We start from the raw sequence: 14985 nt of genomic DNA on the forward strand, positions 1-14985 counted from the left end.
AACACCTCGCTTACCAGGAGCCCGCCTCGTTCACGGGTTGATCGCCCGGACTCTTCTGAACACGCTCCCGCTCAAGGCATCTCGGCGAGCTGGCCCTTACCGACCAAACGCTTTGTCACCAGGCTCTAAGACGCGCTGAAGGTGGGTGGAGACCGTTCTGGACGACAGGAACAGCTGCTCGCCGATCTACTTGTTGGTCAGCCCGGCGGCGGCGAGTTCGGCGACGGCCGGCTCGCGCGCGGTCAGCGGATTCGGCCCGCCCGCAGTGGAATTCGCGCGGGCGGCGCCGAGCTCGCCGCGGGTGCGCTGCAATCCAGGCGGCGCAGGGCGTAGATCAGCACCATGCTGCAGGCCAGGTCCAGCCATTGCACGTCGTCGATCCCCAGCAGCGCCGGACCGCCCTCGGCTCCGGTCCAAACCCGCGGCAGCGCAAGGGTTGCCGAGCCGGCGAGCAGGGTCGTGGGCAGGCTCCCGGGCTCCAGCCCCATGATCACGCGCATGGCATCCCGGTGCGATGCCTCGAGCCGATCGACGTATCCGGCCATCGGTTGCAGTAGTTGGTTCAAGGCGCCCGCAGGCCGGCCTCGAATTCCAGGGCGGCCGCACGCAGCACCCGGGTCCCGCTTCCAGACCGCGATCTCGGCGGCCGCGTCCAGCGGCGCGGTCTTGCCGAGCCTGGCCTCACCGCTGAGCACCAGCACGGTGTCATCGCCCGGAACACCGGTGACGAATGCGGAGATCACCTCGATATCGACCGCCCGACCGACCAGCATCCGCCACCACGCTCCCGCCGCACCACATCGTCCCGATCATTCTGACCACGCGGCATTCCAGGCCCCGCACATTTCGGGGAATACCCGCCGAATCCGCCCACTCGATGGGCGCAAGTGCAAGCCTGGTGCGGCCCGCGAATTGCACGGCGGGCTGGGCGTCGATGGTTCGGCGGGTGGGGCTGAGGCAGGCAATTCCGACCGCCGGAAACTGGGTGCTGACCGTGCAAACTTCCAGAGATCCAACAAGTGAGCGCACGCTCAGGACATTTGACCAGTTGCCTGCGAATTGCCAAGAGGGCCGATACGTTACATCAAACCCTTTGTTACACATATCAACTCGAATAGCTCCGAGGTGACCATCCCCACAGCGCCGAAAAGGCGATTCCGGTTGAACGCCAAACCTGGAATCCGTAAAGTTACTCACTAGTTAGGCACGAAGGTGTTCCTACCTCGGCCCAACATTCTGCTAGGGGGCCAATCGCATACCGTCCGCATCCACCGACGCATGTCGGACGAACACCGTTGGATACCAACAGGTTCGTATTTAAGGAGGGGACGATGGTTTCCTACATCGTCACGGGCGGAACCGGATTCCTGGGCCGGCGCGTTGTCGCCGCGCTGCTGGAGCGCGACCCGGAGGCCGTGGTCCACGCACTGACGCGTGAGGCCTCGGTGGCCAAACTGCGCGAGCTGGCGGCGGGCTGGGGCGCCGAGGATCGGGTGTTCCCACTGGTCGGAGACCTGGCCGCACCGGGACTGGGCCTGCCGGAGGGCACCGGCAGCCGCTTCTCGGAGGCCCCGCGGGCCGATCACATCATCCACCTCGGCGCGGTCTACGACATGACCGCCGACGCCGAGGTCACCTACGCAGCCAATGTGCAGGGCACCCGCTCGGTCATCGACCTGGCCCTGGAACTCGGCGCGGTGCTGCACCACGTCTCGTCGGTCGCGGTCGCGGGCGATCACAAGGGCAAGTTCTTCGAGGACGACTTCGACCTCGGCCAGGGCCTGCACTCCCCCTATCACCGCACCAAGTTCGAGGCCGAGAAGATGGTCCGCGAGGCCGCGGGCCTGCGCTGGCGGGTCTACCGCCCGGCCATCGTGGCCGGTGACTCCCGCACCGGCGAGATGGACAAGATCGATGGGCCGTATTACTTCTTCCCCGCCATCGCGGGGCTGGCGGCACTGCCCTCGGAGCTGCCCATGCCGATCCCCGACCTGGGCGCCACCAATATCGTTCCGGTGGACTACGTGGTCGACGCCATGGTCGAGCTGATCGGAAAGCCCGGGCTCATCGGCCGTACCTTCCACCTCACCAACCCGGAACCGCAGCCGTTCACCGAGATCTACAACGCGCTCGCCCGCGCCGCCGGCGCGCCGACCGCCATCGGCACCGTGCCCGGCTCGCACACCGCGCTCACCGCCCTCGGCGGGCTGCCGGGCGTGCCCGCGGTGCGGGACTTCCTGCTGGAGCGCTTCGGCATTCCCGCCGAGGTGGCCCCGCACACCTCCTTCGAGTCGACCTTCGTCTCCGAATCCACCCGGGCGCAGCTGCGTGGCAGCGGCATCGAGGTGCCGGCGTTCGAGGACTATGCCGCCACCCTGTGGAAGTACTGGCGCGCCAACCTGGATCCCGATCGCGCCCGCCGCATCGAGGGCGATCGCCTCGCGGGTCGCATCGTGCTGATCACCGGCGCGTCCTCCGGCATCGGCCTGGCGACCGCGCACGCGGTGGCCAAGCGCGGCGCGACCGTGCTCATGGTGGCGCGCACCGAGGAGGACCTGAACGCCGCGGCCGCCGAGGTGCGGGCGCAAAGCGGTGCGGCGCAGGCGTACGTCTGCGACATCACCGACGAGAAGTCGGTGGAGCTGCTGGTCAAGCAGGCGCTGGCCGATCACGGGCACGTCGACTACGTGGTGAACAACGCGGGCCGCTCGATCCGCCGCTCGGTGCTCAACTCCACCGATCGCATGCACGATTTCGAACGGACCATGGCGGTCAACTACTTCGGCGCGGTGCGGCTCATCCTGGCGCTGCTGCCGTCCATGCGGGAGCGCCGCTTCGGGCACTTCGTGAACATCTCCTCGATCGCGGTGCAGACCAAGGTGCCGCGCTTCGCGGCGTACGTGGCCAGCAAGTCGGCGCTGGACAACTTCAGCGAGATCGCCGCGGTCGAGAATGCCGACGCCGGAATCACGTTCACCTCGGTGCGCATGCCGCTGGTGCGCACCGCCATGATCGCGCCGACCGACCTGTACAAGTCCATCCCGGTGCACAGCCCGGATCAGGCGGCCGACATCGTGGTGCGGGCGCTCGAGCACCGGCCCAGCCGGATCGACACCCCCATCGGCACCTTCGCCCAGGTCGTCGACACGGTCATGCCCTCGGTGAAGCGCGCCATCCTGCACCAGGGCTTCCGGATGTTCGGCGAGTCCAAGGCGGCCCGCACGCCCGCGCCGGTCGCCACGGTGGAAGCCGAAACCGCCACGGTGGAAGCCGAAACTGCCACGGAGAAGCCGGAATCGCGCAGCCCGCTGCTCGCACTGGCCCCGATCGTGCAGCCGCTCATGGGCCTGCCCGCCCCGGCCGCGCGCATCACCAACCGAATTCCGGGCCTGCACTGGTAGACAGCCCGTCCGCCAACACGGTTCGGCCCGGTGTGGAACAGCACACCGGGCCGGCCGTTGTTCGATATCCGCGGTCCGGTGGTGGGCGAGGCCCCAAGTGCCGTGACACCTGACGCCCCCCGAACCGCGGATACCCGGACCCCGCTCCGGGGTCTCGTCAGCAAGTCCACGAGACCGCCCGGGAGCCGGGCCCTTTCCCCTCCCCGGGGTCAGATGCGGTCCCCGGCGAAGTTCGCCGCGTCCACCAGATCGCTGCCGTAGGCGACGTGCGCGTTGGCGTCGATGCCGGAGCCGCAGATGGGATCGCCGCCGGTGCACCAGTCCCCGGTGCGGAACTGGTACGCGCCGGGCACATTCCAGCCCATGCCTCGCATGGGGTCACCGAACAGCAACACCGCGGCGACGCGCTCGCCGAGGTAGCCCGGCAGCTGCACCCGGCCCGGATACCAGGACACCACGCCGGTGCCCAGTGCCGCGTGCACGACCGCCGCGCCCTGCGAGTAGCCGACCAGGACGAACTCCTGGTCCGGGCAGGCGGCGGCCGCAGCGGCCAAGTGCTCCACCAGATCCGCGCTCCCCGCGCCCACGGCGAACGCGTAGTCGGCGGGGTAGTTCACGCGATAGGAACTCGTCGAAACGGGCAACCGATCCTGCAGCATGCCGTAGAGTGGATCGCCGATCTCGTCGCCGAGCCACCCGGGTTCGCCTGTGCCCCTTGCCACTACGACGTCCACGGCGGCGCATCCCGCGTCCGCGTTGGCCCTCGACGGTGGAACGAACACGGTCGCGATCGACAGCATGATCGCGAGACCCCACGCCGTACGCCACTTTCCGGGCAGCAATACCTTACGGTCGCCCATTGTTCTCACCTCTCACGTCGTTGTGAGAAGCCCAGTGACTCTTGTCATTGACTAGAGACCGTTCACCGGGCCATGTGACCCAAGGTAAGAATGGTCCAGGAGAGCGGCAACGAATTCTACTGGAGAGACACCTGATTGGTACCCAAACGTTTCATCATGAAACTTGTTATATACGTGCTACTTTGGGGCTACGAATCGGCCACGGACCGGATCCGGACGACACCGCGAACCACACGCAAAATGGAACTAGTTCTCATAGTGTGTTGGTATGGAAAGACTTACCGGGCTCGATGCGAGCTTCCTCTATCTCGAAACAGACACCCAACTCCTGCACGTCTGCGCAATGCTGATACTCGATCCCGCCGCCGACGGGGCGAGCTACGAGCACGAGGCCTTCAAGGCCGAACTCGGACGGCGGCTACACCTCATCCCAGCCATGACCCGGCGGCTGCACGCGGTGCCGCTGAACCTCGATCATCCGGTCTGGGTACGGGATTCGAACTTCGACCTGGACTACCACGTACGCCGGCTCGCGCTGCCCGCCGGGGCCGGGGACCGGGAACTGGCCGAACTCGCCGCCGACATCGCCGGACGCCCCCTCGACCGCGGCCGGCCGCTGTGGGAGATGTGGGTGGTCGAGGGCCTGCCGCACGGCAAGGTGGCGGTCCTCTCGAAGTACCACCACGCTATCGTGGACGGCATCACCGGCACCAACATGATGATGCACCTGTGCGATATGCAGCCGGGTGTGTCCTACACTCCGCCCGCCGAGATCGGCCCGGCCGAAACGGAACCCAATGATCTGCAGCTGGCCGGGGCAGCGCTGCTGAAGCTCCCGGGCCGGCTCGGGATGGTCGGCATGGTGCCCAAGACCGTTGGCATTCTGGGCGGTCTGGTGCAGCGGCGGCGGGGCAACGGAAGCCGCGGCATGCCCTTGCCCTTCACCGCGCCGCGCACGCCGTTCAATCGGGCAATCACCCAGCATCGCGCCATTTCCTTCGTGCAGACCGAGCTGTCGGATATCAAGGAGATAAAGACCGCCTTCGGGGTGAAGGTCAACGACGTGGTACTGGCGGTGGTCGGCGGCGCGCTGCGCAGCTACCTCGAGGTGCACGACGAACTGCCCGAAACCTCGCTCATGGCCTCGGTTCCGGTGTCCACGCACGAAACCTCACGCCACGAGGAGGGCACCAACAAGGTGTCGACCATCTTCGCGCGGCTCTACACCGAGATCGAGGATCCGGTGGCGCGGGTGCTGGCCATCGCCGAGGACAATCGCGGCGCCAAGGAGGAGCACAATCTGATCGGCGCCGACTTCCTCCAGGACTGGGCGAAGTACGCGCCGCCCAACACCTTCCAGCTGGCCGCACGAGCGTACTCGTCGCTCAAGCTGGCCGAGCACCACCCGGTGGTGCACAACCTGGTGGTGTCGAACGTGCCCGGGCCGAACTTCCCCATGTACTTCCTGGGGGTCCGGGTGGCGTCGATGTATCCGTTCGGGCCGGTGTTCCACGGCGCGGGACTCACCGCCACCGTGATCTCCAACAACGGGCACCTGGATTTCGGATTCATCGCCTGCAGGGAACTGGTGCCGGATGTCGACACCATCGCCGACGCCGTCCCCGAGGTGATCACCGCGCTGCTCAAGGCCGCGCGCGAAAAGGCCTGACTCGCGCCCGAATTCGCTACACCCGATCCACCACCGATTGAACGGCCTCGAGGAACACCGGGACAAAGACGTCCGCCTCGAGTGCACAGGCCGCGTGACCGGCCTTGGCGAGGAAGATCTCCGCTCCCGGAATCGCCTTCGCCATCTCCAGCTGACGGAAGACGGGCAGCGCCCGATCCCGCGTGGTGATCACCACCGCCGTCGGCACTTTCAGCGCCGGCAGCCATTCCGACGCATCGAAGCGCCCCAGCACCGCGAGCGCCTGTGCGAGCGCCCAGCCGCTGGTGGCCCGCAGTTCCGCCATGGCCCAGCGATCCATCCGGCCCACCGGCCACGAGGATTCCGGCAGCGTGGGCAGCTTGTCGCGCCGCAGTTCGGCGCGACGGAAGGACCATTCGGAGAACAGCGTGGCGGTGGCCGACCAGCCGCGGTGGAAGGCCCGCTCGCGCCACTTCTCCTGGAAGCGGTAGGTGGTGGCGGCCAGTACCAGCCCGCCCACGCGATCCGGATGCCGGTGCGCGGTCAGCTGGGCGACCACACCACCCATGGAATAGCCTGCGAGAATGGGGCGTTCGACGCCCACCGCATCGGCGACGGCGACGACGTCATCGGCGAGATCGTCGAGATCGAAACGCTCGGAACGGATTCCGTGACCGTGCCAGCGCTGATCGAACAGGACCACGCGGTAGCGCTCGTTGAGTTCGCGCAGGCACGGGAACCAGTTGAGCATGGCGGTGGTGGCCATGCCGTGCAGCAGCAGCACGGTCGGCGAATCCGCGACCGGGCCCGGCAGGTCCACCACATAGGTCGAGCCGCGGCCGGGCAGCTCCACCATCGCGCCCTGCGGCACCTCGGTCAGCCGGGAGATGCGCGGTGAGAGCTGCCGGCCACGGCGGGGCGCGGCGGCGGGCGTGGTCAGGTCCGAGCTGGGGTTCGTCATCGAAGGCCTCCCGGCACACCGCCTCGGCGGTCGAAATGGAACACGTTCCACTTTATGATGCCATACCGGGGACGGACCTGCGGGTTACGGGTCGCAGGCGTCCGGGACGGCGACGACCGTGGTCACGACCACCGGGGCGGCCGGCGAGGGCGTGGTGACGGGCGGGCCGGCGGGGATCTCGTAGAGGTGAATTCCGGTGCGGCGCACCCGCCCCGGCTCCAGGGTGACGTCCGAAACGAAGGCGGCGTGACCGTAGATATCGATCACCTCGGCCGTGAACGGACCCGGACCCAGACCGGAGAGGTTCCAGTAGTTGTCGTTGCCGCGCCGCAGGGGCCGGTAGTCACCGCCCGAGGCGGGGCGCAGCGCGACCTGCCGGATGGGATTTCCGGTGCCGGAGAACAGGATTCCGATCCAGCTGGGCGAGGAGCTCGGCTGCACGCGGTAGAAGAGCTCGGGCGCCGGATCGGGGTCGCGCACCTGGCTGATCCGGATCGGCGCGACACCGTCGGTGATCTCGGCGATGACTTCGAAAGCCGAACGGCTCAAATCGTATTGGTCCGGGCCGCAACCGGGGCAGCGGTCCACGACCAGGGCGCGGACGCTGCCGAGCGGGCCGTCGATATCGACGTAGGAGCCGCAGGGGGCGGAACCGTCGTACTGACCGGTCGGGACGCCGACGTAGTAGCCGTCCAGTGGCAGATTGGGCAGCGAGCACGCCGCCACGCCCTGATCGAAAGCGTAGAACCGGGCCTCGCCCGGTTCCGGGGCCGGTTCCGACTCCTCGATTTGAATCTGCTGTGGAGTAACCGAACTCAGTGCAGCAGCCGCGGGAACCGTGATGACGGTTGTGCTGGGTGAGGCCGTACTACAGCTGAGGGACTGCGGTCTTATCCACCACGTGGCCAGTCCTATCACCACCGCTCCCACCAGAAACGTCCACAACCATGGCCTGCCAGAATGGACCTCTTCGTGCCCGGTGCGGTGCATGGCCGGTCCCCAACCCTCCGTATTGTGATTGCTGACGCGATGCTGCACTCCACATCAGGAAAGCAGCCGACGCCGTTTCGCCGGGCTCGAATCGGAAAGTCGGAAGGAAAACGGCGGCGTGTTGTCGGCGTGTCCTGGAGTTAGAACCGCAGGCCACGGCGCTTCGTATGTCCAGGTATCCCGCATCTCCGGATGCCCGCTCGCCTCAGGAGACCGCCGCCATGGCCCAGCTCGCGCCCTTTTACCGGCAGGTGCAGTCCCACTACGACCTGTCGGACGCCTTCTACGCGCTGTTCCTCGACCCGACCATGACCTACAGCTGCGCCTACTTCAACCGCGCGGGCATGAACCTGGAGGAGGCCCAACTGGCCAAGATCGATCTGGCGCTGGGCAAGCTGGGTCTCGAACCCGGGATGACACTGCTCGACGTCGGCTGCGGGTGGGGGTCGACCATGATCCGGGCGGTGCTGACCTACGGGGTGCGGGTGATCGGGCTGACCCTGAGCCGCAATCAATTCGAGTCGGTCCAGACGCGGCTGCGGGAACTCGGCATCTCCGAAGCCGAAGTGCGGCTGCAGGGTTGGGAGGAATTCGAGGGCACCGCCGATCGGATCGTCAGCATCGGGGCCTTCGAGCACTTCCGCAAGGTGCGGTACGCGGAATTCTTCACCCGGTGCCATCGGATGCTGCCCCGCGACGGACGCATGCTGCTGCACACCATCATCGGGCGCACCCTGGCCGAGCTGCGGTCCGCCGAGATCCCGGTCACCCGCGAGGATGCGCTGTTCCACATCTTCGTCAAGCGGGAGATCTTCCCCGGAGGCCAACTGCCGCAACCCGATACGGTCCCGCGGGAGGCGGAGGCGGTGGGCTTCCGGACCTCGCGGATCCAGTCGCTGCGGCCGCACTACGCCAAAACCCTCGACCTGTGGGCGGCGGCGCTGGAGTCGCATCACGACGAGGCGGTCCGGATCACCTCCGAAGAGGTCTACCAGCGGTATATCCGGTACCTGACCGGGAGTGCGCACTACTTCCGGGCGGGCCACCTGGACGTCGTGCAGTTCACCCTCCAGAAGTAGGCACCAGGACCGCCGCGCCCGCGAATCGCCCGTGGGCCAGATCCCGGAGGGCCTGATCGGCCGCCTCGAGCGGGTAGGGATGGACGGTCACCTCGAGGCGATGGCCGCCCGCGACGGCGAGGAAATCCCTGGCGTCCTGCCGGGTATTAGCGGTGACGGATCGAATCTCCCGCTCCTGGAACAGATGCCGCTGGTAGTTCAGCGGCGGAATGTCGCTGAGGTGGATTCCGGCGATCGACAGCACCCCACCGCGATCCAGCGCCGCCAGGGCGGGCAGCACCAGATCACCCACGGGCGCAAAGAGAATCGCCGAATCGAGTGGCTCGGGGGGTGCGTCGGCGGCGCCCTGCGCCGAGGCCGCGCCCAGCTCCAGCGCGAGCTCCCGGGCCTCCTTGTCGCGGGTCATCACATGGACTTCCGCGCCCTGCGCCAGCGCCACCTGCGCAGCCAGGTGGGCGCTCCCGCCGAATCCGTAGATACCGAGACGTCCGCCCTGCGGCAGCGCCGCCCGTCGCAACGCCCGGTACCCGATGATGCCCGCACACAATAGCGGCGCGAGCTCGGCATCGGTGTATCCGCCGGGCAGAGGTAGCGCGTAATCCGCTGGTACGGTGGCGAATTCGGCGTAGGCGCCGTCGGCGTCCCAGCCGGTGTAGCGCGACTCGGGACACAGGTTCTCGTCGCCCCTTCGGCAGAACCTGCACACTCCACACGTGTGCCGCAGCCAGGCGATCCCGACCCGATCACCCACCCGGATCTCACCGTCCACCCCCGCCCCCACCTGCACGACCTCACCGACGACCTCGTGTCCGGGGACCACCCCGGGCCGATGCACCGCCAGATCCCCCTCGGCGACGTGCAGATCGGTCCGGCACACCCCGCATGCCAGCACCCGGACGAGCAACTCCCCGGCGGCGGGTTCGGGTACGGACGTCTGTTCGAAGCTCACCGGCCGCTCATCGACCGGGCCCGGCCGCTCGACCCGCCATGCTCTCATCGTCGCCATTCCCCCAGTCTCCTCCCGCCGGGCTCGCAGCCGGGAGAAACCGCCCGTATTCCGGGGCGTCGCGAGGGCCGCCATCAGGGGCTGACCCGGGGTTTCTCCGTGGGCATCGTGTGCGACCGTTGGCGCCCGGGCAAGCCCCGGAAAGGAATGGGGCGACCAAACCGGCGGAAACCAGTTATTCTGCAGCCTGATCGACGCCCGGCCTCGCCGAAAATTCGGTGTTGCCGGGCGTTTTTTCGTGGTCCGGGAGGGATTGATGTCAACGATCGACGCGGCGCCCGAGGTGGACGCCGCCGAAGCGGCAGCCGATCCGGTGCCGTTCGCCTGGCGCGGTGTGCTCGCCGTGTCCCTGGGGTTCGCCATTGTGCTCGGTGTGCCCGCGGCGCGGGTCAATTACTTCGGCGATGAGCTGTACTTCCTGGCGGCCGGTCGGCGGCTGGCGTGGGCCTATCCGGACCAGGGGCCGCTGGCGCCGTTCGTCGCGCACATCATGGATGTGATCGCGCCGGGTTCGGTACTGGCGCTGCGGATTCCGGCGCTGTTGCTGATGGCGGCCGCGGCGGTGGTGGCGGCCGCTACCGCGCGGGAGCTGGGGGCGGGGGCGCGGTATCAGGTGCTCGCCGCGGCGGCCTACGCGGTCTCGCCGCTGGCGTTCAACCAGATGCAGCTGATCACGCTGACCTTCGACATTCCCCTGCAGGCGGGGATCGTCTGGCTGCTGATCCGCTGGGTGCGGACCCGGCAGGACTGGCTGCTGATCGTCGCCGGCGTGGTGGCGGCGGTGGCGTTCCAGGCGAAGTGGATGATGCCGGGTGTGTGGGCGCTGCTGGGTCTGGGCGTGCTGATCGCCGGACCGCGCGAGTTGCTGCGCCGCCCGGCGCTGTACGTCGGCACGCTGATCCTCACGGTCTCGATGATTCCCGGCATCCTGTGGCAGATGGACCACGACTGGGTGGAATCCAAGATGACCGCGATCATCGCCCAGGAGCAGTACGCCGCCCACACCGGACCGCTGGTCTGCGCGGTGGAGATCGCCGTCCAGTGCGGCCTGCTCGGCGGCCTGCTCAGCATCCTGGGCCTGTGGGGCCTGGTGCGGCTGGAGTCGTTGCGGCCGTATCGTTTCGCCCTGATCGCGGGCGTAGGGCTGCTGGTGATCGTCCTCGTCGAGAACGGCCGCTCGTACTACGTCGCGGGCTTCTGGCCGGCCCTGATCGGCGCGGGCGCGTTCGCGCTGAGCACGGTCGAGGCGCGGCGTCAGGTGCGCAAGGCGGTGAACGCCGTGGCGGTGCTGTCGGCCGTCCTGTTCACGGCGTGGATGTGCGCGATCCCGGTGCCATACGGCTGGGAGTGGGCCCGGGACTTCACCGGGATCGACCGCCCGATCACCGACCAGGCCCAGTACTGGCAGCGCGAGTCGCTGACCGGCCCGGCCGGCTACGAAACCTTCACCAAGGCGGTCGCCGACGCGGTGGCCGGACTGCCCGAATCCGAGCGCCGCGACACCGCGGTGGTCGCGACCGCGTACGTACAGGCCAGCGCGCTGGAGGAATTCGGCCGCGCCTACCACATGCCGCCGGTCTACAGCCCCAACCGCGGCTTCGGCTACTTCGGCCCGCCGCCGGACTCGGCCCGCACGATCGTCTACCTCTCCGTGGACGGCGTGGGCGACAAGGAATTCCTCTCCAAGTTCGCCTCCACCACCCAGGTCACCCGCCTCGACGACCCCAACGGTCTGCCCGGCCTGGAACGCCTGGTCACCGTCTACGTCTGCCACGACCCCCTGCAACCCTGGTCCGGGGTCTGGCCGGGCCTGATGACCCTCACCTTCCCCAGCGGAATCTGAGCTACCCGAGCCGGTGTGCGGCCGCGGCGTCACCCGCCGCGGCCGTACTCGTTTCGCTGACGTGCGGCTTGCGGCGGCTGATTCCGCGGTCGCGGGGTGGGTCAGAGGGACATCTTGCCGTTGTCGACGGTGTAGACGGCGCCGTGGACCGCGGAGGCTTCCTCGGAGCAGAGGAACGTGATGACGTTGGACACCTGGGCCGGGTCCATGAGACCGCGGGCGGACGCGGTTTTCATGATGAGGGTGTAGTCGGGGTCCGCAGGGAAGGCGAAGTTCTCCAGGAGGGGCGTGGTCATACCGCCGGGGCAGACGGCGTTGATCCGGATTGCGCTGCTGTCGAATTCGAGGGCCATGGCCCGGGTGAGCCCGATGAGGCCGTGTTTGGCGGCGCAGTAGCCGGCCGAGTACGCCTGGCCCTCGAGGCCGGCGATCGAGGCGACATTGACGATGCAGCCGCCACGCTCGAGCAGGTGCGGGAGCGCGGCGCGGGAGAGGAAGAACGGCGCGCTGAGGTTGACGGCCAGGTCGTACTGCCACTCCTCGTCACTGACCTCGGCGGTGTGCCGCATGGTGTGCGCCCCTGCCGCATTGACCAGAATGTCGATCCCGCCGAAGCGCTCCGTACACGCCCGCATCACCTCCGCGGCCGCGCCCGGATCAGTGAGATCCGCTGCCAGCCAGCCTGTTTCGCCCCCTTCGAGTGCCGCCCGCAATCGTGCCTCGTCGCGCCCCACCCCGAACACCCGAGCCCCGCCGTCGCGCAGCGACTGCGCCACGGCCCGCCCCAACCCGGAGGATGCCCCGGTCACCACCGCGACCCGGCCCTCGAACCGCCCGGCACCATTGCCCGCCATACCGTCTCCATTCCATCCCCGGGCAGCCGCGATACCGCCACCCGCTCGAGCGGCCTCCAAAGTAGCTCAGCCGGCAGCAGTAGCTCATTCGGCAGCGAGGACCGACCGCCTCATCGTGCCCGGTCGAAGACGAACAGGTCGCGCCCGCCGAAGGGCGCCGGCCAGCGGTCCGGGTCGAAAGCGATCTCCCGTAACCCGGCCGCCCGCGCTGCGGCTCGGACATCGTCGCGGGACAGCATGCGCCGTACCTGGAGGGCGATACCGGCCGTGGAACAGCCCGGCCACCTCGACGCCCACAGTTGATCTCCTCCCGACCCGGCGAACATAGCACCGTCCCCGGACGGCCCGGGGCAGCCGCGCGAGTGGGGTCATTCCAGGTCGCCGGCCAGTGCGATCCGGAGGAAGGAGACCAATTGGTTGCGAACACGGTCCTGGCTGAGCCCGTCGGATCCGGCGCGTAAGGCCGCCAGCAGCGCCGAGACCAGGATCGAGAGCAGGACCTCGCCCGCGATCTCCGGATCGAGCGACGGATCCAGGTACCCGTGGGCGATCCCGCGCCGCACCACCTCCACCGATTGCGCCCCGTAGGCGCGGGCATGGTGCAGGCAGCGGTCCAGGACTCGATCGTCGATCGAAGAGGCCTCCAGCAGAAAGAAATTCACCAGCCCGCGTTCGGTTTCGACCAGGTTGTAGCAGCGGTCGACGACGCGGGCGTAGCGCGCGCAGAAGGCGTCGAGGGTGGCGGGGATGTCGTCCCCCTCGGGCCCCAGCAGGTGGGCGCGGATGAGGGTGAAGCAGTGGTCGATGACGGCGTCGAGAATGTCGCGCTTGTTGGCGAAGTAGTTGTAGAAGGTGCCGTGGCTGACCCCGGCGGCCGTCGCGATGTCGTCCACAGCGATGCCGCGAAAGCCGCGCGTGACCACCAATTCGTAGGCGGCGCCGACCAATTCGGCCCGGCGCTGTGCGGCGCGCGGGTGGCGGCCGCGCTCTGCCCGGCCGGCTGTCACGGAGGGGCGCTCCGGGGGCGCAGGGTCTTGTCGAGGACGTCGATCACCGCGGTCATGCTGCGCTCCCGGATGCCCGGATTGCCCGCGCCCAGCAGTTCCCGCATGATCCACGGCCCGACCATGGTGAGGATGGTATGCCCCAGCACGTCCGGGTCGATATCGGGACGAATCCACCCTTCCTCCCTGCCGCGTGTCAGTTCCCCCGCGATGAGCGAGGCGGTCAGCGCCTCCAGCCCGAGCAGCCGGTGCGCCAGCTCCGGATCGATGGCCCCGGCCTCCACCACCAGCAGCCGCAACACCTGCGGCTCCTGTTCGAGCAGGTCCCAGAGCCGGTCGAGGGCCGCGCGCACCGCCGCGACCAGCTCGCCGACCTCGCCCGCGGCGCCGAGGACGGTGTCGAGTTCCATGGCGTCGGTCACCTTCTCGATGCCGAGATCGAGGACGTGGTCGAGGATTTCGCGCTTGCTGCCGAAGTAGCGGTAGACGGTGCCCTGTCCGACCCCGGCCCGGGCGGCCACCTCGGAGATGGCGGTGGCCTCGTAGCCGTTGGCGGTGAAGACCTCGAAGGCGGCCTCGATGATCTGCCGGCGGCGCCGCGGCGGGAGTTCGGGCTGCGGCGGCCGCCCGATGCGTCGCGAGGTTATTTCGCGGCCCCGCGCTTCTGGCCGAGGTCCTTGGGGCCGTAATCGGTGACCAGCCAGTCGCCGCCGCTCTTGGCCACGGTCAGCACCAGCAGGTTCGGCATGGTCGCCGGGTCGGTCTGCTGCACGTTCTGGGTCTTCTGGGTGGCGTAGACGGTGACGGTGTACTGGTCGTTGCCCTTGACCTCCACCGAGCTGCCGACCACATCGCCGGTCGCCACCACCTGAGCGTCGGTCATGATCTTGGCCAGGGTGTCGTGCACCTGGGTGTACCTGTCGCGCAACGCATCCGAGGTGCCGCGCTCCACGCCGTCGAAGAAGGCGGGCAGGTTGCGGTAGTCGTAGGTGAGCGAGCGCAGGGTGTAGTCCTTGGCCACCTGGGCGGCGCGGTCGCGGTCGGCCTGGCCGTTCTGCAGCGCGTGGTAGTCGCCGGACGAGTTGTGCCAGAGCACGCCGAGGACCACGGCCACCACCGCGAGCACGGCGGCGGCGACGGTCACCGCCGGGTAGGCGCGTTCGCCGAAACTCTTGGCGGGCACGGCTTTCGAGGGTGCCGGGACCGGAATCGAGATCGGTTCCGCCGCGCCGGTCGGCTCGGCTGCACCGGTCTGCTCGGTCGCGCCCGTCTGTTCGGTTGCGCTGATCTGCTCGGTCTCGTCGTTGTGCGCGGTGTTCTCGTTCTCACTCACGAATTG

Annotated in this window: 14 protein-coding genes; 4 read left to right on the top strand and 10 right to left on the bottom strand. The window is 68.4% G+C overall.

Going from position 1 to position 14985, the window contains the following annotated elements:
- Positions 1 to 242 precede the first annotated feature (242 nt).
- Positions 243 to 773, bottom strand: coding sequence for a hypothetical protein (locus tag AB0L60_RS21255; RefSeq protein WP_364616588.1), 531 nt, complete (start codon positions 771 to 773; stop codon positions 243 to 245).
- A gap of 558 nt (positions 774 to 1331) precedes the next feature.
- Here AB0L60_RS21255 and AB0L60_RS21260 point away from each other — a divergent pair.
- Complete coding sequence (locus tag AB0L60_RS21260) at positions 1332 to 3401, top strand: SDR family oxidoreductase (protein WP_364616590.1); 2070 nt, start codon at positions 1332 to 1334, stop codon at positions 3399 to 3401.
- 209 nt (positions 3402 to 3610) lie between these two features.
- On the opposite strand, the gene AB0L60_RS21265 is transcribed toward AB0L60_RS21260, so the two are convergent.
- A complete protein-coding gene (locus AB0L60_RS21265; protein ID WP_364616592.1) occupies positions 3611 to 4261 on the bottom strand; it encodes a cutinase family protein in 651 nt (216 codons plus the stop codon).
- A 268-nt stretch (positions 4262 to 4529) separates the two neighbouring features.
- Between AB0L60_RS21265 and AB0L60_RS21270 the strand changes: the two genes are divergently transcribed.
- On the top strand, positions 4530 to 5930 hold the full coding sequence (locus AB0L60_RS21270) for a wax ester/triacylglycerol synthase family O-acyltransferase (RefSeq protein WP_364616594.1): 1401 nt from the start codon (positions 4530 to 4532) through the stop codon (positions 5928 to 5930).
- Positions 5931 to 5946: 16 nt separating this feature from the next.
- Here AB0L60_RS21270 and AB0L60_RS21275 read toward each other — a convergent pair whose 3' ends face one another.
- Together AB0L60_RS21275 and AB0L60_RS21280 are read right to left on the bottom strand one after the other, a co-directional pair.
- Positions 5947 to 6870: an alpha/beta hydrolase gene (locus AB0L60_RS21275; protein ID WP_364616596.1), complete on the bottom strand. Its 924-nt coding sequence runs from the start codon at positions 6868 to 6870 to the stop codon at positions 5947 to 5949.
- A gap of 84 nt (positions 6871 to 6954) precedes the next feature.
- Positions 6955 to 7860, bottom strand: a complete 906-nt coding sequence (locus tag AB0L60_RS21280; protein WP_364616598.1) for an expansin EXLX1 family cellulose-binding protein — start codon at positions 7858 to 7860, stop codon at positions 6955 to 6957.
- Between the two features lie 221 nt (positions 7861 to 8081).
- On the opposite strand from AB0L60_RS21280, the gene AB0L60_RS21285 reads away from it, so the two are divergent.
- A complete protein-coding gene (locus AB0L60_RS21285; RefSeq protein WP_364617004.1) occupies positions 8082 to 8939 on the top strand; it encodes a cyclopropane mycolic acid synthase family methyltransferase in 858 nt (285 codons plus the stop codon).
- Here AB0L60_RS21285 and AB0L60_RS21290 read toward each other — a convergent pair.
- Positions 8923 to 9936 (bottom strand): zinc-binding alcohol dehydrogenase family protein, encoded by a 1014-nt coding sequence (locus AB0L60_RS21290; protein WP_364617006.1) that lies wholly within the window; start codon positions 9934 to 9936, stop codon positions 8923 to 8925. The genes AB0L60_RS21285 and AB0L60_RS21290 overlap by 17 nt on opposite strands.
- A 265-nt stretch (positions 9937 to 10201) precedes the next feature.
- Here AB0L60_RS21290 and AB0L60_RS21295 point away from each other — a divergent pair, with 265 nt between their 5' ends.
- The gene (locus AB0L60_RS21295) at positions 10202 to 11788 is read left to right on the top strand and encodes a glycosyltransferase family 39 protein (RefSeq protein ID WP_364616600.1); all 1587 of its coding nucleotides are present in this window, start codon (positions 10202 to 10204) and stop codon (positions 11786 to 11788) included.
- Between the two features lie 101 nt (positions 11789 to 11889).
- Here AB0L60_RS21295 and AB0L60_RS21300 read toward each other — a convergent pair whose 3' ends face one another.
- From AB0L60_RS21300 to AB0L60_RS21320, 5 genes are all read right to left on the bottom strand, one after another.
- Positions 11890 to 12642, bottom strand: a complete 753-nt coding sequence (locus tag AB0L60_RS21300; protein WP_364616602.1) for an SDR family oxidoreductase — start codon at positions 12640 to 12642, stop codon at positions 11890 to 11892.
- Positions 12643 to 12752: 110 nt separating this feature from the next.
- Entirely contained in the window at positions 12753 to 12881 is a 129-nt protein-coding gene (locus AB0L60_RS21305; RefSeq protein ID WP_364616604.1) for a hypothetical protein, read from the bottom strand.
- Between the two features lie 129 nt (positions 12882 to 13010).
- A complete protein-coding gene (locus AB0L60_RS21310; RefSeq protein WP_364616606.1) occupies positions 13011 to 13649 on the bottom strand; it encodes a TetR/AcrR family transcriptional regulator in 639 nt (212 codons plus the stop codon).
- On the bottom strand, positions 13646 to 14350 hold the full coding sequence (locus AB0L60_RS21315; protein ID WP_364617008.1) for a TetR/AcrR family transcriptional regulator: 705 nt from the start codon (positions 14348 to 14350) through the stop codon (positions 13646 to 13648). The genes AB0L60_RS21310 and AB0L60_RS21315 overlap by 4 nt, the downstream gene beginning before the upstream one ends.
- The gene (locus AB0L60_RS21320) at positions 14290 to 14979 is read right to left on the bottom strand and encodes a hypothetical protein (RefSeq protein ID WP_364616608.1); all 690 of its coding nucleotides are present in this window, start codon (positions 14977 to 14979) and stop codon (positions 14290 to 14292) included. Before AB0L60_RS21320 ends, AB0L60_RS21315 begins: the two co-directional genes overlap by 61 nt.
- Positions 14980 to 14985 lie beyond the last annotated feature (6 nt).

The sequence above is a fragment of the Nocardia sp. NPDC051981 genome, from assembly GCF_040680715.1.
Lineage (GTDB): Bacteria > Actinomycetota > Actinomycetes > Mycobacteriales > Mycobacteriaceae > Nocardia.

Coding starts and splice junctions, on each gene's coding strand:
- AB0L60_RS21300 (WP_364616602.1), bottom strand. CDS start 12,642: ATGGCGGGCAATGGTGCCGGGCGGTTCGAGGGCCGGGTCGCGGTGGTG.
- AB0L60_RS21255 (WP_364616588.1), bottom strand. CDS start 773: ATGCTGGTCGGTCGGGCGGTCGATATCGAGGTGATCTCCGCATTCGTC.
- AB0L60_RS21270 (WP_364616594.1), top strand. CDS start 4,530: ATGGAAAGACTTACCGGGCTCGATGCGAGCTTCCTCTATCTCGAAACA.
- AB0L60_RS21305 (WP_364616604.1), bottom strand. CDS start 12,881: ATGCTGTCCCGCGACGATGTCCGAGCCGCAGCGCGGGCGGCCGGGTTA.
- AB0L60_RS21275 (WP_364616596.1), bottom strand. CDS start 6,870: ATGACGAACCCCAGCTCGGACCTGACCACGCCCGCCGCCGCGCCCCGC.
- AB0L60_RS21260 (WP_364616590.1), top strand. CDS start 1,332: ATGGTTTCCTACATCGTCACGGGCGGAACCGGATTCCTGGGCCGGCGC.
- AB0L60_RS21290 (WP_364617006.1), bottom strand. CDS start 9,936: ATGAGAGCATGGCGGGTCGAGCGGCCGGGCCCGGTCGATGAGCGGCCG.
- AB0L60_RS21295 (WP_364616600.1), top strand. CDS start 10,202: ATGTCAACGATCGACGCGGCGCCCGAGGTGGACGCCGCCGAAGCGGCA.
- AB0L60_RS21280 (WP_364616598.1), bottom strand. CDS start 7,860: ATGCACCGCACCGGGCACGAAGAGGTCCATTCTGGCAGGCCATGGTTG.
- AB0L60_RS21285 (WP_364617004.1), top strand. CDS start 8,082: ATGGCCCAGCTCGCGCCCTTTTACCGGCAGGTGCAGTCCCACTACGAC.
- AB0L60_RS21265 (WP_364616592.1), bottom strand. CDS start 4,261: ATGGGCGACCGTAAGGTATTGCTGCCCGGAAAGTGGCGTACGGCGTGG.